At 66.2% G+C, this 21,196-nt stretch carries 22 protein-coding genes and 2 pseudogenes; 13 read left to right on the top strand and 11 right to left on the bottom strand.

Features of this window, described 5'->3' with window-relative positions; all coding sequences use genetic code 11:
• Together GD429_RS05375 and GD429_RS05370 are read right to left on the bottom strand one after the other, a co-directional pair.
• A partial coding sequence (locus tag GD429_RS05375) for a filamentous hemagglutinin N-terminal domain-containing protein (protein WP_152855991.1) occupies nt 1-2,366 on the bottom strand: 2,366 nt, incomplete at its 3' end.
• 65 nt (nt 2,367-2,431) lie between these two features.
• The gene (locus GD429_RS05370; RefSeq protein WP_227791544.1) at nt 2,432-3,988 is read right to left on the bottom strand and encodes a ShlB/FhaC/HecB family hemolysin secretion/activation protein; all 1,557 of its coding nucleotides are present in this window, start codon (nt 3,986-3,988) and stop codon (nt 2,432-2,434) included.
• A gap of 27 nt (nt 3,989-4,015) precedes the next feature.
• On the opposite strand from GD429_RS05370, the gene GD429_RS40915 reads away from it, so the two are divergent.
• The 4 genes from GD429_RS40915 to GD429_RS05355 all read left to right on the top strand — a co-directional run bounded on the left by GD429_RS40915 (nt 4,016) and on the right by GD429_RS05355 (nt 5,961).
• Nucleotides 4,016-4,456, top strand: coding sequence for a hypothetical protein (locus GD429_RS40915; RefSeq protein ID WP_227791543.1), 441 nt, complete (start codon nt 4,016-4,018; stop codon nt 4,454-4,456).
• A gap of 42 nt (nt 4,457-4,498) precedes the next feature.
• On the top strand, nt 4,499-5,131 hold the full coding sequence (locus GD429_RS05365; RefSeq protein WP_152855990.1) for a LysE family translocator: 633 nt from the start codon (nt 4,499-4,501) through the stop codon (nt 5,129-5,131).
• Nucleotides 5,132-5,318: 187 nt separating this feature from the next.
• The gene (locus tag GD429_RS05360; protein ID WP_152855989.1) at nt 5,319-5,687 is read left to right on the top strand and encodes a type II toxin-antitoxin system RelE/ParE family toxin; all 369 of its coding nucleotides are present in this window, start codon (nt 5,319-5,321) and stop codon (nt 5,685-5,687) included.
• Entirely contained in the window at nt 5,674-5,961 is a 288-nt protein-coding gene (locus GD429_RS05355; RefSeq protein WP_146254629.1) for a helix-turn-helix domain-containing protein, read from the top strand. The genes GD429_RS05360 and GD429_RS05355 overlap by 14 nt, the downstream gene beginning before the upstream one ends.
• 78 nt (nt 5,962-6,039) lie before the next feature.
• Here GD429_RS05355 and GD429_RS05350 read toward each other — a convergent pair whose 3' ends face one another.
• The 3 genes from GD429_RS05350 to GD429_RS05340 form a co-directional block, all read right to left on the bottom strand.
• A complete protein-coding gene (locus GD429_RS05350; RefSeq protein WP_152855988.1) occupies nt 6,040-6,729 on the bottom strand; it encodes a YebB family permuted papain-like enzyme in 690 nt (229 codons plus the stop codon).
• Between the two features lie 145 nt (nt 6,730-6,874).
• Nucleotides 6,875-7,444 (bottom strand): hypothetical protein, encoded by a 570-nt coding sequence (locus tag GD429_RS05345; RefSeq protein WP_152855987.1) that lies wholly within the window; start codon nt 7,442-7,444, stop codon nt 6,875-6,877.
• Nucleotides 7,445-7,663: 219 nt separating this feature from the next.
• Nucleotides 7,664-8,122, bottom strand: a complete 459-nt coding sequence (locus GD429_RS05340; protein ID WP_006749370.1) for an Lrp/AsnC family transcriptional regulator — start codon at nt 8,120-8,122, stop codon at nt 7,664-7,666.
• Between the two features lie 125 nt (nt 8,123-8,247).
• Here GD429_RS05340 and GD429_RS05335 point away from each other — a divergent pair, with 125 nt between their 5' ends.
• From GD429_RS05335 to surE, 3 genes are all read left to right on the top strand, one after another.
• The gene (locus GD429_RS05335) at nt 8,248-8,982 is read left to right on the top strand and encodes an AzlC family ABC transporter permease (protein ID WP_152855986.1); all 735 of its coding nucleotides are present in this window, start codon (nt 8,248-8,250) and stop codon (nt 8,980-8,982) included.
• Nucleotides 8,975-9,283 (top strand): AzlD family protein, encoded by a 309-nt coding sequence (locus GD429_RS05330; protein WP_152855985.1) that lies wholly within the window; start codon nt 8,975-8,977, stop codon nt 9,281-9,283. Before GD429_RS05335 ends, GD429_RS05330 begins: the two co-directional genes overlap by 8 nt.
• A gap of 306 nt (nt 9,284-9,589) precedes the next feature.
• Complete coding sequence (gene surE / locus GD429_RS05325) at nt 9,590-10,369, top strand: 5'/3'-nucleotidase SurE (RefSeq protein WP_152855984.1); 780 nt, start codon at nt 9,590-9,592, stop codon at nt 10,367-10,369.
• A 183-nt stretch (nt 10,370-10,552) separates the two neighbouring features.
• Here the strand turns inward: surE and GD429_RS05320 are convergent, their stop codons facing one another.
• From GD429_RS05320 to GD429_RS05295, 6 genes and pseudogenes are all read right to left on the bottom strand, one after another.
• Nucleotides 10,553-11,374: an SDR family NAD(P)-dependent oxidoreductase gene (locus tag GD429_RS05320; RefSeq protein ID WP_152855983.1), complete on the bottom strand. Its 822-nt coding sequence runs from the start codon at nt 11,372-11,374 to the stop codon at nt 10,553-10,555.
• 43 nt (nt 11,375-11,417) lie between these two features.
• A pseudogene (locus GD429_RS05315) lies at nt 11,418-11,564 on the bottom strand (glycoside hydrolase domain-containing protein); the annotation flags it as partial.
• A gap of 162 nt (nt 11,565-11,726) precedes the next feature.
• On the bottom strand, nt 11,727-12,194 hold the full coding sequence (locus tag GD429_RS05310; protein ID WP_152855982.1) for a cupin domain-containing protein: 468 nt from the start codon (nt 12,192-12,194) through the stop codon (nt 11,727-11,729).
• Between the two features lie 183 nt (nt 12,195-12,377).
• Nucleotides 12,378-13,730, bottom strand: coding sequence for a pyridoxal phosphate-dependent decarboxylase family protein (locus tag GD429_RS05305; RefSeq protein ID WP_152855981.1), 1,353 nt, complete (start codon nt 13,728-13,730; stop codon nt 12,378-12,380).
• 39 nt (nt 13,731-13,769) lie between these two features.
• Nucleotides 13,770-14,069, bottom strand: a complete 300-nt coding sequence (locus tag GD429_RS05300) for an ArsR/SmtB family transcription factor (RefSeq protein ID WP_034181860.1) — start codon at nt 14,067-14,069, stop codon at nt 13,770-13,772.
• 179 nt (nt 14,070-14,248) lie between these two features.
• Nucleotides 14,249-15,136, bottom strand: coding sequence for a LysR family transcriptional regulator (locus GD429_RS05295; RefSeq protein ID WP_152855980.1), 888 nt, complete (start codon nt 15,134-15,136; stop codon nt 14,249-14,251).
• A gap of 133 nt (nt 15,137-15,269) precedes the next feature.
• Here GD429_RS05295 and GD429_RS05290 point away from each other — a divergent pair, with 133 nt between their 5' ends.
• From GD429_RS05290 to GD429_RS05265, 6 genes and pseudogenes are all read left to right on the top strand, one after another.
• Entirely contained in the window at nt 15,270-16,307 is a 1,038-nt protein-coding gene (locus tag GD429_RS05290) for an aldo/keto reductase (RefSeq protein WP_152855979.1), read from the top strand.
• A 194-nt stretch (nt 16,308-16,501) separates the two neighbouring features.
• The gene (locus GD429_RS05285; RefSeq protein WP_152855978.1) at nt 16,502-16,978 is read left to right on the top strand and encodes a GNAT family N-acetyltransferase; all 477 of its coding nucleotides are present in this window, start codon (nt 16,502-16,504) and stop codon (nt 16,976-16,978) included.
• A 313-nt stretch (nt 16,979-17,291) separates the two neighbouring features.
• Complete coding sequence (locus GD429_RS05280; protein WP_152855977.1) at nt 17,292-17,555, top strand: helix-turn-helix domain-containing protein; 264 nt, start codon at nt 17,292-17,294, stop codon at nt 17,553-17,555.
• Between the two features lies 1 nt (nt 17,556).
• Nucleotides 17,557-18,901, top strand: a pseudogene (locus GD429_RS05275) (type II toxin-antitoxin system HipA family toxin).
• Between the two features lie 274 nt (nt 18,902-19,175).
• A complete protein-coding gene (locus GD429_RS05270; RefSeq protein ID WP_152855976.1) occupies nt 19,176-20,180 on the top strand; it encodes a hypothetical protein in 1,005 nt (334 codons plus the stop codon).
• A gap of 260 nt (nt 20,181-20,440) precedes the next feature.
• Nucleotides 20,441-21,025 carry a DUF4410 domain-containing protein gene (locus GD429_RS05265; protein WP_152855975.1) on the top strand — a complete coding sequence of 195 codons (585 nt, stop codon included), beginning with the start codon at nt 20,441-20,443 and terminating at the stop codon, nt 21,023-21,025.
• The last annotated feature ends 171 nt before the right edge of the window (nt 21,026-21,196 follow it).

Raw genomic sequence — 21,196 nt, 5'->3', positions numbered from 1 at the left:
TCGGACGCCTCGATGGATGCCGCGTTGTAGCCGACGAGGCCGCCCGCCGTCGCATAATCACCGGCTCGCACGCTCGCGCTCGATGAAGAGGCGTTGATGCGCCCGGCCTTGTCCCCGCCTTCGTTGAAACCGACGAGACCGCCGACGCGCGCACCGCTAGCCAGGGCGGTGACGCTGCCCGCGGCCGTCGAGGACGTGACGACACCCCGGTTGACCCCGACCAGGCCACCCGTGCTGCCCGCCGACCGGCTGCTGACGCGTACGTCGGTGCGGCTGTTGCTGATGGTCGCCGGATCATGATCCGGCCAAAGGAAAGTGCGGTTTTCCCCGACCAGACCGCCGACATACAGCGCATCCTTGTCGCCTTCGACATGGCCCGACACGAACGCGCGATCGATCGAACCGCTCAGGTTGCTGCCGACCAGGCCGCCGACGATCGCGAGGCCATTGCCGCTGACCAGGACGTCCTTCGCCTTGACGTTGGAGATAACAGCACCCGCGTAGTTGTAGCCGGCCAGCGCGCCGATGCTGACCGGCTCGCTGCCTGCCGGAACGACCACCCGTGCGGTGATCTTGTCCAGCGTGAGGTTCGCGATACGGCCCATGTTGAATGCGAACAGCCCGACGGCTGCGGCGCCGGGGTTCGAGATCGACAGGTTGCCGATGGTATTGCCCAAACCGTCGAACACGCCCTCGAATCCGGCGGTGTTGCCCCCGAGGCTGCGGAATTGCGCGCCCTTGCCGTCGATCGCATTGCCCAGCACATACCGGCCGTTCATGTTGCCTTCGACGCTGCGCAGCCCCGCGAGATCGTGAATCACCCGATACGCTTCGCCGTTCGCCGAGAACGATGCATTGCGGCCCGACAGCGTGACCACCGCATCGTCGTTCGTCAACGTGTGGCCGCTGCCAGAGTTCAGCGCCAGGCTCGCGTTTTCGCCCGTCAACGTCAGCTTGTTGCCGATCCGGATTTGTTTTGCCGCGTTCACCGTCATGCCCGCGTTCGCGCCGCTCGCCGTCAACGCCTGCTTCAGGTCGACGTTGCCCTTTTTCGACATCAGCGCCAGCGTGTTGTCGCTCGCCCAGGTCACCGCGTCGCCCACCGTCAGGTCACCCGACGTGTTGGTCAGCGCCACGTTCGTCGTACCCAGGTTGCGCGACAGCGTCTCGCCGTCGATCGCACCGTCGGCGTTACCGCCTGTCCCGCTGTTGCCGGCATTACTGCCTGTTCCGCCGTTGCCGGTATTACCGTTGACCCCGCCGCCAATGACGAGACCGCGCTTGCCGGGCTGCGCAGCCGCGCCGACCCCGGCGTTCGCCGCCTCGATCGTCCACAGACCCGTGCGGCCCGATACCGAACGCGTATCGACCTGCACGCCACGCGACACCACCACCCGCTCGCCGCGCGTCGTGACTGCGCCGCCTGCCGTCGATGCGTCCTGCGCACTCGCGTCCAGCTTCCCGCCGACATGAACCTGGCCGCCGTCCAGCGTGATCTTCCCGGCGCGGCTGCTCAGTCCCTTCGCCTCGATCATGCCGCTGTTCTTGACCACCGAGCCCAGCAGATCGTCTGCCGCGCGCGCCGTCATCAGCACTTCCCCGCCGTCCGCCTTCAGCAGCCCACCGTTGTGCGCCTGCGCGTCGACCGCGCCGCTTTCGACCTGCAGGTTCAGCAACCCGTTGCCGTCGAAGTTCACGTTGAACGCATTGCCCGCGCCCAACGCCACGCGGCCCATCTGCGCGCGGATCACGCCCGTGTTCGACACGCGCGCCCCCAGCAGCGCCACGCTGCCGCCGTCCGCCGCCGCGATCGCCCCCGCGTTCTCCACCGACTGGCCCGAGGTCCCCGCGAACCGGTAGCGACCCGCGAGGAAATCCGCGTCCGACAGGTTCTGCGTCGACGCCACCAGACCGCCCACGTTCACCTGCGCGCCCGCGCCGAACATCACCCCGTTCGGATTCACCAGGAACACGCGGCCGTTCGCGTCCAGTTGACCTTGAATCTGGCTGCCGTTCGACCCGATCACCCGGTTCAGCGCGATCGACTGGTTCGTCGGCTGCTTGAACGACACCCGCTCGCCGCCGCCGATACTGAAGTCCTGCCAGTTCGTGATCAGCTTGTCCGTGTGCTGGTTGATCGACATCGTCTTGCCGTCCGCCGACTTCGTGATGTCCGCCTTACCCGACATGACCTCGCCGCCCGTCGGCAGCGCGTACGCGCCCGACGATGCCAACCACAGCAGCGACGCGCCCGCCGCGAGCAGGCGCTTGCCGCCGCCCGACTTGCCTCGACGGCGCGCCGTTTCCCCGACTGCACACCAGCCACCCTGTGCTTCATTCCACACCAATGAATAGGCCTTGTTCATTTTGGTATCCTCTTCAATTTGTTTCAGAAAGCCCGCCATGCCTGACGAACCACGATCATGCTCGCTCAGAAATACTGAGCGGCCTGAACCCAAACGCTCGGCGCGCGGGTCGGCGAACCGACCGCTGCACCGAGCGGCCACGCGGCCGTCAGCGTCACCTGGCGCTTCGCGCCGAACCAGCTTGCGCCGACGCCGCCGGCCTGCATGTGCTGCATGTTTCGCCCTTTCGTCCACGGGTGCTTGTCGGACTGCACGCGCCCGGCGTCGACGAACGTGCTGACCTGCCATCCCGGCGCGACGAGGTAACGCAACTCGGCGCCGGCCTGCCAGCCCTGGTCGCCGCTGCCCGTGCCAAGCGCATATGCGCGCACGCCGTACGGGCCGCCGAGACTGAATTTCTCCGATTCGTCGAGATTGCGCGACGAAAGCTGTGCGCTGAATTGCGTGTACAACTCGAACCGGCGCCCCAGCGCCTGCACGCGCAGCGCGCTCACATTCAGCTTCGCAAAGCTGCCGATCGACTTTTTCAGCGGGTCCGCCTCGAACGGATCGTTGCTGCGCAGCCGGCCGACGCCGAACATCACCGAGAACCCGTTGCGGCCGCCGCCCAGCCAGCCGTCCTGACTGTTGCCGCTGACGCCGAAGGTCCACAGGCCGACGTTCTTGTCGCGACGGATGTCGAAAATGCCGTAGTCGTCGCGCAGGTTCTTGTTTTCGTACTGGATCTGCGCGGTGACGCTCAGGCTGCGCGCACGCACGAGCGGCTGGGTCACGTATGCGGTTTGCACGCTCGCCCGGCCTTGCGATTCGAGATCGGAAAAGGCGCCGCCGAGCCGGTAGCGCAGCGACGAATACGCGACACCGACCCGCGTCGACGCGGGCCCGACCGGTACTTGATAAGCGGCACGGTAGTAGCGCTGCAGTTCGTTGCTGACGAGCCCGCGCAGGCTCAGGCGATCGCCGAGCCGCAGCGGCGAATTGACGTCGACGCTGCCGCCGACACGGTAGCGCCCGAGCGCGACGTCGCCGAAGTTGTCGAATTCGAGCGATCCGGATGCGAGCGGCCCTTTGTCGGCGTCGACGACGAGATCGGTGGTACCGGGCATTTCGCCCGGACGCAAGGTGCCGCGCGCAGCGACGCCGGCCAGGTCGTCGAGCAACAACAGGCTGCGCTCGAGATCGGGCCCGCGTACGACATCGCCCGGATGCAGCGCCGAGAGCGGCTGGCGCAGCGCGGCGCCGAGCACACGCGAATGATTCCGGAGCGTGATGGCGCCGTAGCGGCCTTCGACGATTTCGATACGCACGATGCCGTCGTCGATGTCCTGGCGAGGCAGGTAGGCGCGCGCAAGCACGTAGCCACGACGGCGATAGTAGGCTGTGATGCGCGCGGCCGCGCGTTGCAAGTCGGCGAAGCTCAGCGTGCCGCCAGCCAGATCGGCGACGAGCGGCAGCAGTTTGTCGCTGCCGAATACGGTATTGCCGTCGAGCGCGAATGCGCGAACGAACACGCGAGGCCCCGACTCTGGCGCGCTCTCGGCGGCCTCTTCCGACGGCGCCACCGTAAGCTCGGGCGCGGTTTCCGGTGGCAGCTCCGGTCGCGGCGCCTCGATGTCGCGCATCGCTCGCCCCGCGTCCGGCACTTGCGCATGTACCGGCTCGAACAGGCCCGCGGCACCGCCGCAGATCAGCGCCACGCAAAGTGCGTGGCGGACCCTCAAAGCTACGCCGGCGTCGCGGAGCACCGCATACGAACCGGCCTCGCGCAACTGCGTCGCTTCGACGTTACCGATGTCGACCCGACGGTGGTCGACGACTTGCATTTGATCTACCCACATGGAACACATCCGGACCTGACCGGCAAGGCACTTGCCAGCTATGACTCAATCGCCGAATGCTACAGACGGACGTTTCGCATGTATTTAGATCACGTACGAAAATTCGTGACGAAATTGTTAATTGCTGGAGCAGCCGCACGGAATGTCTGGATGACAAAAACGGCCTCTGCTTTATCGAAAGGACGGAACCAATCGGCCTTCGGCGATGCCCCAGGCACGGCCGCTGTTGACCGCCTGCAGCGGCATTTCTAAACTGGCATTCCTTGTTACGCCGCTCATGCAAAAAGGACTCCCATGATCGACCTCTCGACGCTCGCGCTGTTCTCCGGCGCATCTCTCGCGCTGACCGTCACGCCGGGCCCCGACATGCTGCTGATCGCGTCTCGCAGCGTGAGCCAGGGCCGGCGCGCGGGCTTCGCAACGCTCGCGGGCATTCAGGCCGGCACTTACTGTCACGCACTCGCCGCGGCGCTCGGGCTGTCGCAACTCTTTGTCGCGGTGCCGATCGCGTATGACGCCGTGCGCTTCGCGGGCGCTGCGTATCTGCTGTATCTCGCATGGAAGACGTTCCGTTCGGATGCGACCGAACTGTCGCCCGTCGCATCGCAGCGTCGCCACTCGACCGCGACGATTTTCCGTCAGGGCATGACGACGAACCTGCTGAATCCGAAGATGGCGCTGTTCGTGCTCGCGCTGTTCCCGCAGTTCGTGCGGCCCGAACACGGTTCGATCGCCGTGCAGATTCTCGTGCTCGCGACGGTGCTCAACCTGATCGGGCTCGTCGTGAATGGCGCGGTCATTCTTTCCGCGAGCCGGTTGAGCCGGCGGATCGGCGCGCGCCGCCGCCCGTCGAAGCTGCCGCAGTATCTGCTCGGCACGGTGTTCGTCGGACTCGCCGCGCGGCTCGCGGTGGCGGGGCGGAACTGATCTCGCCCCGTCCCGAAACACACGGGCAGGCCTGATATCCATTCGGATAACTAGTCAATTCAGGCCACGGGCAAACAATCTGGCTCGCACGTCTACAACGAAGCACCGGAGAAACTTCCAGACGTTTCTCCGGTGCTTCCGTGCATTCGACGAGCCGCCCTCATGACAGACACGACGGCGCTCCTTCTTGCAAGGAAATAACAAATTTGTTACTATACGAACCGTCGCGTATGAAATCCATTTCTTCAGCGAACAGGTCGAAGCTGGCGTGTTTGCGTTGCCGAAGACGCTGACCGCCAGGTTCTTCGCACTCGCCGACCGTATGGAAGAGTACGGTCCGAATCTGGGCGAACCTCACACCAGGCCGATGGGCGGCGGTTTGTATGAAATGCGCTTGAAGGACCTGGAGGGTATCGCCCGTGTGTTTTACCGCGCGGTCGTCAACCGGCGGATCGTCATGCTTCACTGCTTCATGAAGAAGACGCAGAAAACGCCGCAAAAAGCGCTGGAGACCGCGCGCCGTCGATTAAAGGAGGTTCGATATGGCAACCTATAAGGCACTGCGCGAGCGCGCGTTGGCCGATCCGACGGTACGTGCCGAATACGACCGGCTGAACCGCGAGGAATTCGCGCTACTCGACGCGATGCTGGCCGCCCGGCGAGCCGCCGGTCTTTCGCAAGCCGACGTGGCGGAGCGCATGGGCACGAAGGCGCCTGCCGTCACGCGGCTCGAACGCGCGCTCGCGACAGGCCAGCATTCTCCATCGATCGATACGCTGCGCAAGTATGCCGCCGCGTGCGGCAAGAAACTCGTGATCTCGTTCGCCTGAGTCGCATCGAGGCCCGGACATGGTTCAATCGGCCGTCGGTTCTTCGAGCGACTGACGGCACACCTGCCCCGCATCGCACTATTCCCGACCCGCGCATCCATCGTCGGCACGATCGCGCGTATCCGCCACCACGCGCAGTTCCCGACTGTTCATCAAACTCGCCGGTGTCACCGTGCGGCGGTGCCACGGAATTCGGCCGAAATACCAGATCTTCCAGAAGCCGAGCGGATGATCGGGATTCCGGCGCAGCAGCGTGTCGAAGGTTTCGACATCGCCGAGCACGATCCGCGTCGCATCGCGCACGACCTCGCGCACGAAACGCGAACAGAACTGCCGGCGCGACGCGAGATTGAAACCCGTGTCGTACACCACACCGACCCGGCACATCGCCGCGTCGACGAGCCGGCGCCGCTGCGCGGCATCGAGCGGCTGCTTCAGGCGCGCGATCACGCATGCGCCGCGATCGGAGCGCGCGAGAAACCGCGACATCGTCGTGACGCGCGACAGCGGAAACGTGCTCTCCGCAACCAGTACCTCGCCGCCGCGCTCGCCGACGACGATCCCGACGTGATTCGTCCACGAACGCGTCGCGCTCGCCACTTCGAGAAACGGTCGCACCGTCACGCGGATGAACACGATGTCGCCGATCTCCGGCTCGACCGGCAACGACACTTCATGCGTATCGACGGAACCCGCGGTAAAGAGATACCGCCGGCCGACACCGAGCGGGCGGCTCATCAGCGGCTGGCAACCGGTATTGACGGACATGGGAGCCTCGCGCAAGTGGACATGCGGGACAGCATGTCAGCCGCGGCCGCGCGCCGCATCCGCGGCACGCACAAGGGTGCGAATCCGTGCCGCCGGGTGGCGGATTTCGATACCGGCGAGCGGCGTGACGCGCGATGCCGAACAGTCAGCGCGTCGCGCCCAGCGCTACGCGCAGCCGTTCCATCAGTTGCGTGTAATGCCGCAACACGTCGTCCTTGGGCACGACATTCGCGGTCGCGAAACGATCGGACCACGCCGGCTTCCATTCATACGACCCGTGTACGCTGCGGTCACCGTCGGGCGCCTGGATCAGCGAACGGATCCGCGCGTCGCGGCCCGGCCCCGTGTGCATGTCGAACAGCGCGTGGATATACGTGTGATACGCGTCGTACACGTCGTCGTCGAACAGATAGCGATAAATGTGGAACGTGCGGTCGAGTTCGCGCTTCGCGCGGATCACGTCGTCAGGCGAAATGTCCTTCCAGTAGCCGATCCACGTGTAGAAGCACAGCAGCGCATTGAGCTGCGGCGCGACCGCGTCGTACAGCGCGAGCCGCTTCTCGATCAGCCGCTGGTTGGTCCACTGCACGAGTTCGAGCCGCTTCAGCCGGCGCGCGACGAGCCAGCCGAGACACGCGACCGACAACGGCGTCAGCACGCCGAGCACGAGCTTGACGATTTCCAGCGAATTCCACGGATTGTTGAATGGCTGCATGAATGGCCCGACAAGAAGAAACGCATCCGCGCCGGCGCATGATGCGGTGCGCGCGGCGCGTGCCCGATCGCGTCGACATTGACCGTTAGTTGCTTGCGCATCGAACGTCGCACGGCAGCGCGAGCGATACGTTCGAAGCGGCGTGACTCGCCAGATTACCGGGCGATTGTCACCGAGACCTGACCGTTCGTCGAGTCATCGCCTCGCACCCGCTCGGCGCTAGGTCGGCAGCGCCGACGTGAGCTTGACCTTCTGCATCGGAATGTCGGTCTTCACGCTCAGCACGCCGGGAATGCGCGTGAGGGTTTCCATCTGGAAACGCCGGTAGTCGTCGATGTCGGCCGCGACGACGCGCAGCAGGAAATCGCAGTCGCCCGCCATCAGGTGGCATTCGACGACTTCCGGCATCTGCTGGACGGCATCGGCGAAACGGTTCACGGATTCCGCGTCCTGCCCCTTCAGCCACACGCGCGTGAAGATCGTCAGGCCCTTGCCGACCTTCGCGGGATTCAGCACGGCCACGTATTTCTCGATCACGCCGGCTTCCTCGAGAAGCCGCACGCGCCGCAGGCACGGCGACGGCGACAGCCCGACCTCGTGCGCGAGCTCCACGTTCTGCATGCGGCCGTCGCGCTGCAGCGCGCTCAGGATCCGCCGGTCGATGGCATCCAGTTTCATTTGGCATCCGATTCCAAAAAATTCGCAAATCGCGCGTTCAATGCCAAATTCTCCGAAAGTTATGGCCACAACGCAACCCGATTCGAGTCAAAAAAGCAGACAATCCCTCCCCCGAAGGAGGAGTAATGAGCAGTAGCGTTTCAACGTCGTCCGGGCTTCGCGACAAGCCCGCCTATGTCGCCGAGATGGGCCGCGGTTTGCGCGCGGCGCTGCCCGTCATGCTGGGTTTCGTGCCGTTCGCGCTGGTGCTGGGCGCGCAGGCCGCGCAAAAAGGGTTGAGCCTGTTCGAGGTGCCGATGATGACGGGCCTGAACTTCGGCGGCGGGTCCGAATTCGCGGCAATCCATTTGTGGACGTCGCCGCCGCACATCGCGCTGATCGTCGCGATGTCGTTCCTCGTGAATTCGCGCCACATCCTGATGGGCGCCGCGTTCGAGCCGTATATCCGGCGCCTGCCGCGCCGCCGCGCGTTCGTCGCGCTGTTCTTCATGTGCGACGAGAGCTGGGCGATGTCGCTCGCCGATGCGCGCTCGCGCTCGGCCACGCACGTCAGCGTGCCCTATTACGCGGGCATCTGCGTGGGGCTCTACCTGACGTGGATCTCGATGACCACGCTCGGCGCGGCGGTCGGCCCGACGATCGGCAACGTCGAGCAGTACGGCTTCGACATGGCGTTCACGGCCGTGTTTCTGGTGCTGCTGCGCGGGATGTGGAAAGGGATGCGCGCGAGCCGCCCGTGGTTCGTGAGCCTCGTCGTCGCGGCGGCCACGCACCTCGCCGTGCCCGGTGCATGGTACGTCGCGGCCGGCGCATGCGCCGGGCTGATCGCCGCGCTGCTGTGGGAGCCGCGCGATGCCTGATCTTCCGGATTTCAGCACCGTCGCGACGATCGTGCTGATGGCGTCGACGACCTACCTGTCGCGCATCCTCGGCTACGTGCTGCTGCGCAACCGCACGCTCAGCCCGCGAATGGCATCGGTGATGGAGAACGTGCCCGGCTGCGTGCTGATCTCGGTGATCGCGCCGGCCTTCGTGTCGACGCGCCCGGCCGACCTGCTCGCGCTCGCGATCACGCTGCTCGCGGCGACGCGCCTGTCGATCCTGCCGACCGTCATCGTCGGCGTCGCGTCGGCGGGGCTGCTGCGGCATCTGATCGGATAGAGCCTGTTCCCGCTGATAGCGCACTTGGGCTGGCCGCATTGCGGCGTCGATCGCCGCTTGTCCCCAAGGGGCGACCGGCAAGGTACGTTCGCAAGCCCGCTATCGGCGGGAACAGGCTCCAAGTTCCGACCCACCGCGTACGCGGCACCTCCACCGACGAACGGGCGCGCGATGCGCCCGTTTTCACGTCCGCGCCGACCTGCGCCGACGGCGCAACACGACGATTCTCGCGCCAGGATGCTAGCCTTGTGGCTTGCGCCACGCAGCCCTTCACTCTCGTCGCCCATCTCCGCGAGGATCGTCCCGATGCAAGAAACCCGCTCGCTTTTCGACCGCGTCCTGCTGACCAACGACGACGGATTCGACGCCCCCGGCCTTGAAGTACTCGAACAGGTCGCCACGCAACTGGCGCGCGAAGTGTGGATCGTCGCGCCGGCGGAAGACCAGAGCGGCACGTCGCATTCGCTGAGCCTGCACGAACCGCTGCGCGTGCATCGCAAGGGCGAACGCCGCTTCGCGGTGCGCGGCACGCCCGGCGATTGCGTCGCGATCGCGGTCAGCCACCTGATGAAGGACGCGCGGCCCGACGTCGTGCTGTCCGGCGTGAACCGCGGCGCGAATCTCGGCACCGAAACGGTGTTTTCCGGCACGGTCGGCGCCGCGATGACGAGCATGCTGGTCGGCGTGCCGGCCATCGCGCTGAGCCAGGCGTTCACCGATCGCAACGCGGTACCGTGGAACACGGCGCTCGCGCATGCGCCGGACGTCATTCGCAGGCTCGCCGCCGCCGGCTGGGACAGCGACGCGTGCCTCAACGTGAATTTCCCCGCCCGCCCCGCGCAGGACGTGCGCGGGCTGAAGGTGACGAACCAGGGCGCCGGCACGCTGCAGGGCGTCGAGATCGTGTCGGGCCGCGACCCGCGCGAGATCGACTATCACTGGCTGAAGCTCGCGCGCGCACCGCGCGACGACGACGCGGATTCGGAAACGGTCGCGCTCGGCGAAGGGTATATCGCCGTCACGCCGCTGAAGTTCGAGCGCACGCACGACGGCGCACTCGCGCGGCTGCGGTCGAATCTCGGGTGATCGGGTTGGCTGGGTTGGCAGCTTCGGCAGCTTCGGCAGCTTCGGCAGCTTCGGCAGCTTCGGCAGCTTCGGCAGCCTTGGCCGGGCGGCCGCTTCGGCGCTTGCGCACGACGCCTGCGCACGGCGGCCACGTTGCCCGGTCGCGTCGGCGCACAACCTCGGCGCGTCACCGCCCGCACTGCGTCACGTCAGATTCAATCCCCCGTCGAGCATCACGATCTCGCCCGTCACGTAATCGGACGCGACGAGCATCGCGACCGTCTGCGCGATGTCGTCCGGCGTCGCCGCGCGGCGCATCGGCGCGCGTTCGCGCCAGAGCTGCCGCGCTTCGGTCCAGTCGGCGGTCAGCGGCGTATCGACCAGCCCCGGCGCGACCGCATTGACCCGAATCGCAGGCGCGAGCGTGCGCGCCAGCAGCCGCGTCGTGTGATTGAGCGCGGCCTTCGCCGCCGCATACGGAATCGACGCGCCTTTCGGCCGCACGCCCGCATGCGAGCTGACGTTCACGACGCAACCGGCCCGCCCGCGCGACGCCGCTTCGAGCAGCGCGGGCTGCGCTTCGGCGACGAGCCGGAACGGCGCGATCACGTTGATCTCGTGTATCTCGCGCCACACATCGGGCGTCGCCGCCGCGAGGTTCTCATGCGGAATCACGCGGCTGATCCCCGCATTGTTGACGAGCACGTCGAGCCGCCCGTGCACGGCGAGCGCGTCGCGGATCAGCCGCACGCGCTCGGCATCGTCGGCGAGATCGGCCTGCACGTAGGCCGCGCCGAGTTCGCGCGCCATCGCGCGTCCGGTGTCGGCCGAACTGCGGGAATGCAGGATCACCGCATAGCCGTCCGCCGTCAGGCGGCGCGCGATGGCCGCGCCGATCCCCGACGTCGAGCCGGTGACGAGCGCGACGGGCCGATGCAGGCGCGACGCGCGCGGCTCGGCGGCGGCTTCGGTTTCAGGTTCCGTTTCGGAAATCGGGGCATGCATCGGCGGGAGCGGCGCGTCCATATCGGGGAACCCTGTCGGTGGCGTTCCCGCATCATAAGCGCGCAGACGCGACCGGGATATCGATCGTCGCTTCCTCGAACAGCTGCGTACCGGGGTAAAACACGCCGCCGACCGGGTTCAGCGAATGGATGCCGGGCACGGGCAGCACGTACCACGCGGAAAGCTGGCCGCAATCGTCGTTGCCGGGAATCGGGAAGCCGGTCCGACACGACCGCTCCCGCATCGATGCAGGCCAGCCGCACGAGCCGCGGCGCCAGCGAAAACGGGAACAGCGAAGATCGTCACAACCGCTTAACCCAGCGACTGCCGGGCGCGGTGACCTGCAGCCTGCATCAGGGCATCGCGGATCGGCTCAGCGCTGCTTCGGCAGATCGACAAAATCCTCGAGTTCACCTGCGACGTACAGCCGCTTGCCGATTCTCGGGTATTCGCACACATCGTGTTCGAGACGCTGCCCGGCGACGATCAGTTCGAGCGGCACGTCACCGGTGTTCTGCAGCGTATGTGCTTCGCCGCCGCGCGCGAAGCCGAGGAAATCGCCGGGCCCGACGTCGTACGGGCGTTCGCCGATCGTGACCGTGCCCGTGCCGGACAGCACGTACACGCATTCTTCCTCGTACAGGTGACGGTGGTATTCGGCCGATTCGTGACCGGGCATCAGCGTGAGCAGGTGGAAGCCGAACTGCGTGATGCCGGTCAGGTCGCTGAGCGGTCTCTTGAGACGAACGGCATTGGGATTCAGCGAATGCACGGCGCGCGTCGGTTCCATCTTCGCGATATCGGCGGCCTTCAGCAATTCCCGGGGATGGGTGATCGACATGGGGGGCTCTCGTTAGCGTGACTGCATCGGTTGGACACGCCGCCCGGGCCGGCGAACGGGCAATCGGCCGACGGGCGATGCGGCGCATGGGCGCGCTCCGGCATTGTCCGACATTTCCGGCCGCGTGGAGACACGGCATCGCATCGCGACGCCGGTTCGCCTCCGCTCCCGCCACGCCGGCATTCAGCGCACGGGCGTGCCGCGCAGTCCAGTCAGCAGTGCCACGAGCCGATCGATGTGCGCGTCTTCCGTGCGCCACGACGACACGCTGATCCGGAACGCCGGACGCCCCTGCCACACGGTCGCGCCGAACCACACGTCGCCCGAATCCTGCGCGGCCTCGCGGATCGCGACCGTCTCGTCATCGGTGCCGGCGCGCACCAGCACCTGGTTCAGCACGACGCGGTTCAGCACGTCGTAGCCGGCCGCACGCAGGCCGTCCGCGACACGCGACGCCTGCGCGCAATGCCGCTCGACCATCGTCGCCAGCCCGGCGCGGCCGAGCGAGCGCAGCGCGGCCCACACGGGGATGCCGCGCGCGCGCCGCGAGAACTCGAGGTTCAGGTTCTTCTGCGCGTCCTGCGCGCCGCTCAGGTAGACGGCATCGCTGTTCATCGCGGTCGCGAGCGCCGCCGCGTCGCGGCAGATCACCATCGCGCCGTCGTACGGCGTGTTGAGCCACTTGTGGCCGTCGGTCGTCCAGCTGTCCGCGCCGTCGATGCCTTCCGTCAGCGCGCGCTTCGACGACGCGCGTGCCCACAGCCCGAACGCACCGTCCACGTGCACCCACGCGCCGGCCGCCTTCGCGGGCGGAATCAGCGCCGCGAACGGATCGAATTCGCCGGTGTTCACTTCGCCGGCCTGCACGCAGAGGATCGTCATGTCGTCGAGCGGCGGCAACTGCGCGGGGTCGATGCGGCCGTGTGCATCGACCGGCGCGACGACGATGCGCTTCATCCCGAAGCCGAGCACGCGCAGCGCTTTCTTCACCGTGATGTGCGCGAGCTCGGAGATCACGACCTTCACCTCGGGCGCGCCGATCAGGCCGTCCTCGTCGATGTCCCAGCCCTTGCGCGCGAGCAGCGCGCGCCGCGCGGCCACCAGCGCGACCAGTGTGCAGGCCGTCGCGCTCGTGCCGAACCCGACCGCACTGCCTTCGGGCAGCGCAAGCGCGTCGACGACCCAGCGCGCGGCCTGGCGCTCGAGCGTCGCGGCCACCGGCGAATTCGCGTACGACGACGCGCACTGGTCCCACGCGAGCATCAGCCGCTCGGCCGCCGCCGCGGCCGGCAGCGCGGCGCCGATCACGAAGCCGAAGTAGTTCGGGCCGTTCGACGCGACGGTCGCCGGTGAGCCCTGCTCGTCGAGCAGGCGCAGCACGTCGTCGGCCGGGCGTCCCGTATCGGGCAGCGGCTCGTCGAATGCGACGAGGCCGGCCAGCGCGGCCGCGTCGGGAAACGCGCGCCGTTCGTTCGTCGCTGCGAGATACGCGTGCGCGCGGCGGTCGGCGTCGGCCAGCAATGCAAGTTCGTCCATATCGGTTGCCTCGGTGGGGATCGGTGGGGATCGGTCGAATCAGAGTTGCGAGAGATCGCGGCCGAGCTGCTGCAGCGCGCCGTCGATCCGCTTGTAGTACGTGAACTTGCCGACGCGGGTCGCCTGCACGAGCCCGGCATCCGCGAGGATGCGCATGTGGCGCGTGGTCGTGGCCGGCGCGATGCCGAGCTTCTCGGTGATGTACGTGCAGCACACGCCGAGCTCGTCGAAATCGCCGTGCGGCTGCGGCGGGAAATGCTTGCGCGGCTGCTTGAGCCAGCGCATCACGGCCAGACGGCTTTCGTTGGCCAGTGCGCTGATGCGGGTGACGTCGTCCATGGGGTCGGAAGGCTTCGTTTAACGTTTCGCATATTAGCTAAATGACGAAACGTGGGCAATCTGTTCGAGGTCCGGTTTCAGGCTGTCATGTCACGTTCGGGATCACGACATCGGCATGCGATGCGATCGCGGCAACACAGCTGCCACAACGTCCGGCAGGCAGCGCGAGCAACGCGCCTTTACACCGCCGCCAAAGCCTGTGCCAGCCGCTCGATCAGCGCGCGCACGCGCCGCGGCTGCACGGCGCTGCCCGGATAGACGATCTGCAAATCGACGTCGCCCGGCGAGAAGTCATGCAGGACCTCGACGAGCACGCCGGACGCCAGATCCCGTTCGACGTCGACCAGCGACTTCAGCGCGACGCCGTGCCCCGCGACACACCACGCACGGACGAGCGCGCCGTCATTGGCTACGCGCCGGCCACGCACCATCACGCGTTTCAATTCGCCGTCGATGCGGAACGGCCATTCGGCATACAGATCCGGCCCGAAACGCATCACGATGCAGTCGTGCGCGGCGAGATCGTCCGGATGCCGTGGCGTGCCGTGCGCGGCGAGATACGCGGGCGACGCGCACACCACGCGCCGTGCACGGCCGAGCGAACGGCTGCGCAGCGAACTGTCCGCCAGCGTGCCGCGGCGGATCGCGAAATCGAGCCCTTGCCCGACCAGATCGACGTAACCGTCGCCGAGATGCAGGTCGACCGTGACGCCCGGATGCTCGGCCAGGAACGCGTCGACGACGGGCACGACACGCTCGCGCCCGAGATCGGCCGGCGCGCTCAGGCGCACGGGCCCCGACAGCGTCTGCGCGCCCACCCGCACGCGGCTTTCGAGTTCGTCGGCCTCGGCCAGCAGGCGCCGCGCGCCGGCGACGACCGTGCGGCCCTCGTCGGTCAGGCTGATCGCGCGCGTCGTGCGCGTGAGCAGCGCCGCGCCGTAGTGGCGCTCGAGCGCCGCCAGCCGCTCGGACACCGTGGCCGGCGACAGGCCGACCTCCCGGCCCGCCGCGGCCAGCCCGCCCTTCTCCACGATGCGCAGGAACAGCGCGAGGTTATCGAGCAGCATTATTCGCTTTCTCCGAAGGATATTTTCGAAGTCTGCCCAATTATCTGAAATATCCGCAAGCGATACAGTGTGAGTCCGCCGACGAGCGCCCGTCCGGCACGCGCCGGGCTTCGACCATTCAAAGGAAACGCACATGGAATACCGTACGCTCGGCCGCTCCGGCCTCAAGGTTCCCGTCCTGAGCTTCGGAGCCGGCACGTTCGGCGGCACCGGCCCGTTGTTCGGCGCATGGGGCAATACCGGCGTCGACGAAGCGCGCCGTCTGGTCGACATCTGCCTGGAAGCCGGCGTCAACCTGTTCGACACCGCCGACGTGTATTCGGACGGTGAATCCGAACGCGTGCTCGGCGCCGCGATCAAGGGCCGTCGCGACCGGGTGTTGATCTCGACGAAGACGGGCCTGCCGACCGGCGACGGCCCGAACGACGCGGGCACGTCGCGTGCGCGGCTCGTGCGCGCCGTCGACGACGCATTGCGCCGCCTCGACACCGACTACATCGACCTGCTGCAGTTGCACGCATTCGACGCGGGCACGCCGGTCGAGGAAGTGATGTCGACGCTGGACGATCTCGTACGCGCGGGCAAGCTGCGCTATATCGGCGTATCGAACTTCGCCGGCTGGCAGATCATGAAATCGCTTGCGGCGGCCGATCGCTACGGGTGGTCGCGCTACGTGGCGAACCAGGTCTACTACTCGCTCGTCGGCCGCGACTACGAGTGGGACCTGATGCCGCTCGGCGCCGATCAGGGCCTCGGCGCGCTCGTGTGGAGCCCGCTCGGCTGGGGCCGGCTCACCGGCAAGATCCGTCGCAACGCGCCGCTGCCAGAAGGCAGCCGTTTGCATGAAACGGCCAGCTACGGGCCGCCGGTCGACGACGCACGCCTGTACGACGTGGTCGATGCGCTCGACGCGATCGCGGAGGAAACCGGCAAGACCGTGCCGCAGATCGCGCTGAACTGGCTGCTGCAACGACCGACCGTGTCGTCGGTGATCATCGGCGCGCGCAACGAGGAACAGCTGCGCCAGAACCTCGGCGCGGTCGGCTGGTCGCTGACCGATGCGCAGGTCGCGTCGCTCGACGCGGCGAGCGCGGTGCAAGCGCCGTATCCGTACTTCCCGTATCGCCGGCAACAGGCGTTCGCGCGGCTCAACCCGCCGATGCGCGGGTAAGCGGCGACGGCCGACACGGTGCGACGGCAGTCGGCAGTCGGCGGTCGGCGGTCGGCACACTCCCCCGCCGTGGCACCAGAAACCGCGGCCGTCATGGGCCTACCCGGCGCGCCGCGAACTTCCTATCGTGGAGGTCTGCGTTGTTGCCAGCCGAGCCGGCAACACGTCCAACCCTCATCGAAAGGTTCGCGCACATGAACGCCAACGACGCCAGCCTGACCGTACGCGCGGTCCGGGAAGACGACTACGACAACTGGCTGCCGCTGTGGGACGGCTACAACCGCTTCTACGGACGCTTCGGCGACACGGCACTGCCACCGGCCATCACGCAGCTCACGTGGTCGCGCTTCTTCGACGGCTACGAACCCGTGCATGCTTTCGTCGCGGAGCGCGACGGCAAGCTGGTCGGGCTCGTGCATTTCCTGTATCACCGCAGCACGACGCTCGCCGGGCCGACCTGCTATCTGCAGGATCTGTTCACGCTCGACAGCGAACGCGGCAAGGGTGTCGGCCGCGCGCTGATCGAGGCCGTGTACGACGCCGCGCGCCAGCATCGCGCCGAACGCGTGTACTGGCAGACGCACGAGACGAATCACACGGCGATGCGGCTGTACGACACCGTCGCGGAGAAATCGGGGTTCGTGGTGTACAGGAAGGTGCTGCCGCGCTGAGCGCGGCGGGGCGGGTGGTCGATTCAGCGGCCGCGCCTTGATCCACGGAAACGGCGGCACGCGCGACCATTGCTTCAATGAGCCAAATGACGAAACGTGCGCAAGCTTCGCCTCCGGAATTGCCCCGCACGATTGAATGCCATGCTCAATCCCGGAAACGGTCGCCTCGGCAGCCTTGGTAGCCCTCGGGCCACAAAATCTTCCTCTCCGCCAGCTCCTGTATCTCCAGGGCTACAATTTGAACATGCCGTTTTGTAGCAGAAGGGCTACAGTCAGAACCAATCTGGTAATTTCTGATGTCCTGGGGCTACAAATGACAACACTGGCCGATGTTGGAGAGATGCTGAGAGAGGGCCGCCGCGCGGCAGGCCTTTCACAGCAAGAGCTGGCCGAGCGCGCCGGTGTCGCACGTACGACGCTCGCACGCATGGAAACGCTTGCGCGAGGCGACATGAGCGTATCTGCGCTCGTTCGCCTCCTTGAAGCAGCCGGTTATGACCTGCGAGCGGTCAAGCGCGGACATGGACGCACGCTGGACGACATACTGACCGAACAGCGCACGATGGGAGACTCGTGACATGCGCCTTCACGTCTACGTCAAAGGCAGACTCGTTGCTCATCTCTATCGCCAGGCGGACGACTATGCGCTGCGTTACACGGCGGACGCTACCGCCGAAGATTTTGCGAGCCTGACCATGCCCGTCCGCGAAGATCCCTGGGTCTGGCCTCGCGACTTGCATCCCTTCTTCCGGCAGAACTTGCCGGAAGGTTTTCTCTTTCAGGTGATTCGCGAAGAGTTCGGCCCCTATCTCGATGGAACGGACCTTTCGCTTCTGGCCGTCATCGGCGGCGCCGGCATCGGCCGGGTAACCGTCGCACCGGAAGGCGGCGCGCCAGGCGGTGCACTCGACCCGCTCGACCTGAAGAGCCTGCTGCACGAGGACATCACAACCGCCCGCTTTGCGGAACTCGTACGGTACTACGCTCGCGCGGCAATTTCAGGTGCCGTGACCAAATTCCTTGCGCCTGAACGCTCGCCGACCCAGGCACCGGTAGGCAAGCAAACACTCCGCACGAGCCGACACATCATCAAGGGATCCGACGAGCAAACACCCTATCTTGGTTTCAACGAGCACTACTCGATGCAAGTGCTGGCAAGACTCGGCGTCGCCCGGGTAGCCAGGACCGCGATGTCGGACGATGGCCGCGTGCTCGTCGTCGACCGGTTCGACGTCGACGAACAAGGCAACCCGACATTTGGCGTGGAAGACGCTTGCAGCCTGCTTGGCCTTCCTCCTCATGAGAAATACCGCCCGTCGACCGAACAGATCCTCAACGCAACGAAGCCTTATATCGGCGCCGCCAATTGGAGACGCGAGGCCGAGCAACTCGGCTGGCAGCTCATCACCAACTATGTCGTGCGCAACGCGGTCTGCCACGCCAAGAACATCGCTCTCCTCTACTCGAACATCGATGACGTCGCCTACACGCCAGCCTACGACATTGTCACCACGGAGGCCTTATCCGCGCTTTGCGAACAATCCCCCCGGTCTGAGCGTCGACGGTCGCAAAACGTGGGCACCCGGCAAGACGCTGGAACGCTTTTTCAACACGCGTCTCGGCATTCCGCCGAGGCAATATCGCGAAATGGTCGAAGCACTGTGCGACTCCGCCGTATCGACAGGAAAAGACATCGTCGAAGCGGCGAAAAATGAAACGCGGTGGCACTGGATCGCGAAGCAGATGCTGCACGCATGGAACGAAGGCATGGGGTCGCTCCGCAGCGCCAAGCCACAAGTGGCGCTCAAAGCACTCACGCCGGTCATCGAGGCCGCCGGGTTCTCGGACGCGGACCGGGCTGATAACGCGAGAGAGGTGATTGGCCGCTCGGAATTGCTGGCAAATCACGGCAAGGAAAACTGATGCCCGCGCAGGTTCAGCCGACGGGAACACGTCCGGCCTCCTGCGCCTGCGTCAATCCACCTGCCGCGCGTTGATCCACGGAAACGGCGGTATGCACGCCCACTGCTTCGACTAGCCCGTATCGGCATGGTCCGGCGGCGGTTCGCATGACCGGGTTACGCCCCATCCGGCGCTTTCCGTTTCCGGCGGCGAAGTCCTACAGTTACAGGAAACAACCTGCGCCGCCGTGCGTCGTCCCCGTTCGACGAGTCGCACCCGATTCCGAGGAAAGCCCATGCCGAGTATCGTCGCCGCTCCCGCCAATCTCCCCCCGAGCCCCGTCGCGGCGGAAACGCGCATGGTTCACGACGTCGCCACGCTGAAGCCGTCCGACTACCGTTCGGCGGACGGTTCGTCGTGGGTCATCTCGATCGTCACGCCGGCCGCGGACAGCGGCGCGAACGTGACCGGCGCGACGTATTTCGACACCGCGAAAGGCCGGACCGTCCCGGTGCCCGACGCGCGCCGCCGTTATGCGAATCGCGGCACGTGGCAGGTCGTCGCAAGTTCGAGCCCGTCGGTACCCGCGACCGGCCGCTACGACTGGCTGACGCTCGCGTGGCTCCCGATCAACCGGCGGCCGCTGCCGCAAACGCCCGAGCACCTGTATTCGCCGTTCATTCTTGGCGGCACGATCGTTTATCGATGGAATCCGGCGGCCGAAGGCGGCGAGCAGTTCGGCGCGGTCAGGATGATTTTTCCGGAGTGGACGCAGCAGGTGGCGGAAGTGCTCAGGTCCGCGTCCGGGAACAGCGCCCGGTCGACCGGGCCGGCCGATGTGTCGGCGCTCGATCGCATACAGCGCGACAGGAATCCGATGACCGCCGTGCTCGACTTCGGCGATGCGCTGCGTGAAGAGCCGGTGGAACGGATCGTCGCGCGGCTGCCCGCCTTGCTGCAGGTGAATGACCTGCATGAACTGTCGGCAATCGTATTCCTGTGCCTGTCCGGGTCGCGCGCCGAAGACCGGCCGCGTTTCGTCGAAACGATCGACGCGGCGATCGCGGGTGCCGACGACAGCGCACGCCTGCTCGCGATCGCGTATGGCGCGTTCGCGGCGGGACGGTCGAGACCTTATCCGTTCAACGATGCCGCGCAGGCCGCACGCATCAACGACGTATTCACGGCACTGAAACAGCGCACATCGGCGCTCGGCGTACCGATCGCGGAAGGGTCGCCGTGGTACGAATTCTTCACGGCCTACAGGCTCGGCGGCGCGGCATCCGGCAACGGCCAGTGACCGCACGCAAATGATCGGCGGCGCGGTAGCGGATGCCTGCTTACCGCGCCTGCATCACCGCTTCTCCTCGTTCGGATTCGGGTAGAACGAAACCGGATCGCCGCGCAGCGTGCTCATATCCTCGATCCGCGGAAAAGTCCGTGGCGAATAAATGCCGGGTTGTTTTCTATCAATTCGACCATTTGAATCGGATCTCCCCGTGATAAGTTTCCACCCGGCCACAGAGCCATCTCAAATAACCTTAATCAATAGACCAAATCATGAAATCTGTTATCCGTCATGCCGCTCTGGCACTGGTGACGATCGGCTTCCTGTCGGGCTGCGCAAGCAGCGTGACACGCGACGCAGGTAATCAGGCGGGGGCCACCGCGACTGCGTCGACGTCCAAATTCGGCACCAAGCCGGTTATCGTGAAAGTTACGCTGGACGCGGCTGCCCAGGAAGCGTTGAAAGACAATCTGAAGTTCAGCCCCAAGAAACTGCAGGAGCAAATCGAAAACGCGCTGGACGCACGCAAGCTTCTGGCAAAGGCCGATTCAACCGATGCGATGCAACTGAACGTTGAAGTCACCGGCATTCGGGTGCGCTCGAGTTTCTCCGCGGTCATGTTCGGCTTCATGGCGGGCAGCGATTATGTCGACGGCACCGTGACGCTCGTCGGCACCGACAATCGTCAGCTCGACCGCTTCAAGGTGTCGGCATCGTACGCACTCGGCGGCATCGCCGGTATGGACGGGACACGCATGGACTGGCTGTACGAGAAATTCACCGAGAAGACGCTGTCGACACTCGACCCGTCGACCGACGCGCAACAAACTGACGCGGCTCACGCGAAGAAGCTGTAATGTCCGACGCCCGATGGACCGCGGATTCGCGGCCCGTCGGGCGGCAGCCGCTGCGCTCACCCAACGGCTACGATGCGGGTTGCGACCGCAGCGATCTTCATCGGGCAGATTCTCCTTTGAGCATGCCTCTTAGCAACAGGCACGCGTCGCGGCCCACCGCACTGACGCCCG

Origin of the sequence: Burkholderia sp. BE17, from assembly GCF_009362305.1 — a bacterium.
GTDB lineage: Bacteria > Pseudomonadota > Gammaproteobacteria > Burkholderiales > Burkholderiaceae > Burkholderia > Burkholderia pyrrocinia_C.
The sequence above is the reverse complement of the archived record's forward strand: the minus strand, read 5'-3'. Positions and strand labels throughout refer to the sequence as shown.

What these genes read in the sequence shown, in the direction of transcription:
- GD429_RS05370 (WP_227791544.1), bottom strand. Translation starts at nt 3,988, where the DNA reads ATGCGCGACATCGAGGCGCCGCGACCGGAGCTGCCACCGGAAACCGCG.
- GD429_RS40915 (WP_227791543.1), top strand. Translation starts at nt 4,016, where the DNA reads ATGTACCGGCTCGAACAGGCCCGCGGCACCGCCGCAGATCAGCGCCAC.
- GD429_RS05365 (WP_152855990.1), top strand. Translation starts at nt 4,499, where the DNA reads ATGATCGACCTCTCGACGCTCGCGCTGTTCTCCGGCGCATCTCTCGCG.
- GD429_RS05355 (WP_146254629.1), top strand. Translation starts at nt 5,674, where the DNA reads ATGGCAACCTATAAGGCACTGCGCGAGCGCGCGTTGGCCGATCCGACG.
- GD429_RS05350 (WP_152855988.1), bottom strand. Translation starts at nt 6,729, where the DNA reads ATGTCCGTCAATACCGGTTGCCAGCCGCTGATGAGCCGCCCGCTCGGT.
- GD429_RS05345 (WP_152855987.1), bottom strand. Translation starts at nt 7,444, where the DNA reads ATGCAGCCATTCAACAATCCGTGGAATTCGCTGGAAATCGTCAAGCTC.
- GD429_RS05340 (WP_006749370.1), bottom strand. Translation starts at nt 8,122, where the DNA reads ATGAAACTGGATGCCATCGACCGGCGGATCCTGAGCGCGCTGCAGCGC.
- GD429_RS05335 (WP_152855986.1), top strand. Translation starts at nt 8,248, where the DNA reads ATGAGCAGTAGCGTTTCAACGTCGTCCGGGCTTCGCGACAAGCCCGCC.
- GD429_RS05330 (WP_152855985.1), top strand. Translation starts at nt 8,975, where the DNA reads ATGCCTGATCTTCCGGATTTCAGCACCGTCGCGACGATCGTGCTGATG.
- surE (WP_152855984.1), top strand. Translation starts at nt 9,590, where the DNA reads ATGCAAGAAACCCGCTCGCTTTTCGACCGCGTCCTGCTGACCAACGAC.
- GD429_RS05320 (WP_152855983.1), bottom strand. Translation starts at nt 11,374, where the DNA reads ATGGACGCGCCGCTCCCGCCGATGCATGCCCCGATTTCCGAAACGGAA.
- GD429_RS05310 (WP_152855982.1), bottom strand. Translation starts at nt 12,194, where the DNA reads ATGTCGATCACCCATCCCCGGGAATTGCTGAAGGCCGCCGATATCGCG.
- GD429_RS05305 (WP_152855981.1), bottom strand. Translation starts at nt 13,730, where the DNA reads ATGGACGAACTTGCATTGCTGGCCGACGCCGACCGCCGCGCGCACGCG.
- GD429_RS05300 (WP_034181860.1), bottom strand. Translation starts at nt 14,069, where the DNA reads ATGGACGACGTCACCCGCATCAGCGCACTGGCCAACGAAAGCCGTCTG.
- GD429_RS05295 (WP_152855980.1), bottom strand. Translation starts at nt 15,136, where the DNA reads ATGCTGCTCGATAACCTCGCGCTGTTCCTGCGCATCGTGGAGAAGGGC.
- GD429_RS05290 (WP_152855979.1), top strand. Translation starts at nt 15,270, where the DNA reads ATGGAATACCGTACGCTCGGCCGCTCCGGCCTCAAGGTTCCCGTCCTG.
- GD429_RS05285 (WP_152855978.1), top strand. Translation starts at nt 16,502, where the DNA reads ATGAACGCCAACGACGCCAGCCTGACCGTACGCGCGGTCCGGGAAGAC.
- GD429_RS05280 (WP_152855977.1), top strand. Translation starts at nt 17,292, where the DNA reads ATGACAACACTGGCCGATGTTGGAGAGATGCTGAGAGAGGGCCGCCGC.
- GD429_RS05270 (WP_152855976.1), top strand. Translation starts at nt 19,176, where the DNA reads ATGCCGAGTATCGTCGCCGCTCCCGCCAATCTCCCCCCGAGCCCCGTC.
- GD429_RS05265 (WP_152855975.1), top strand. Translation starts at nt 20,441, where the DNA reads ATGAAATCTGTTATCCGTCATGCCGCTCTGGCACTGGTGACGATCGGC.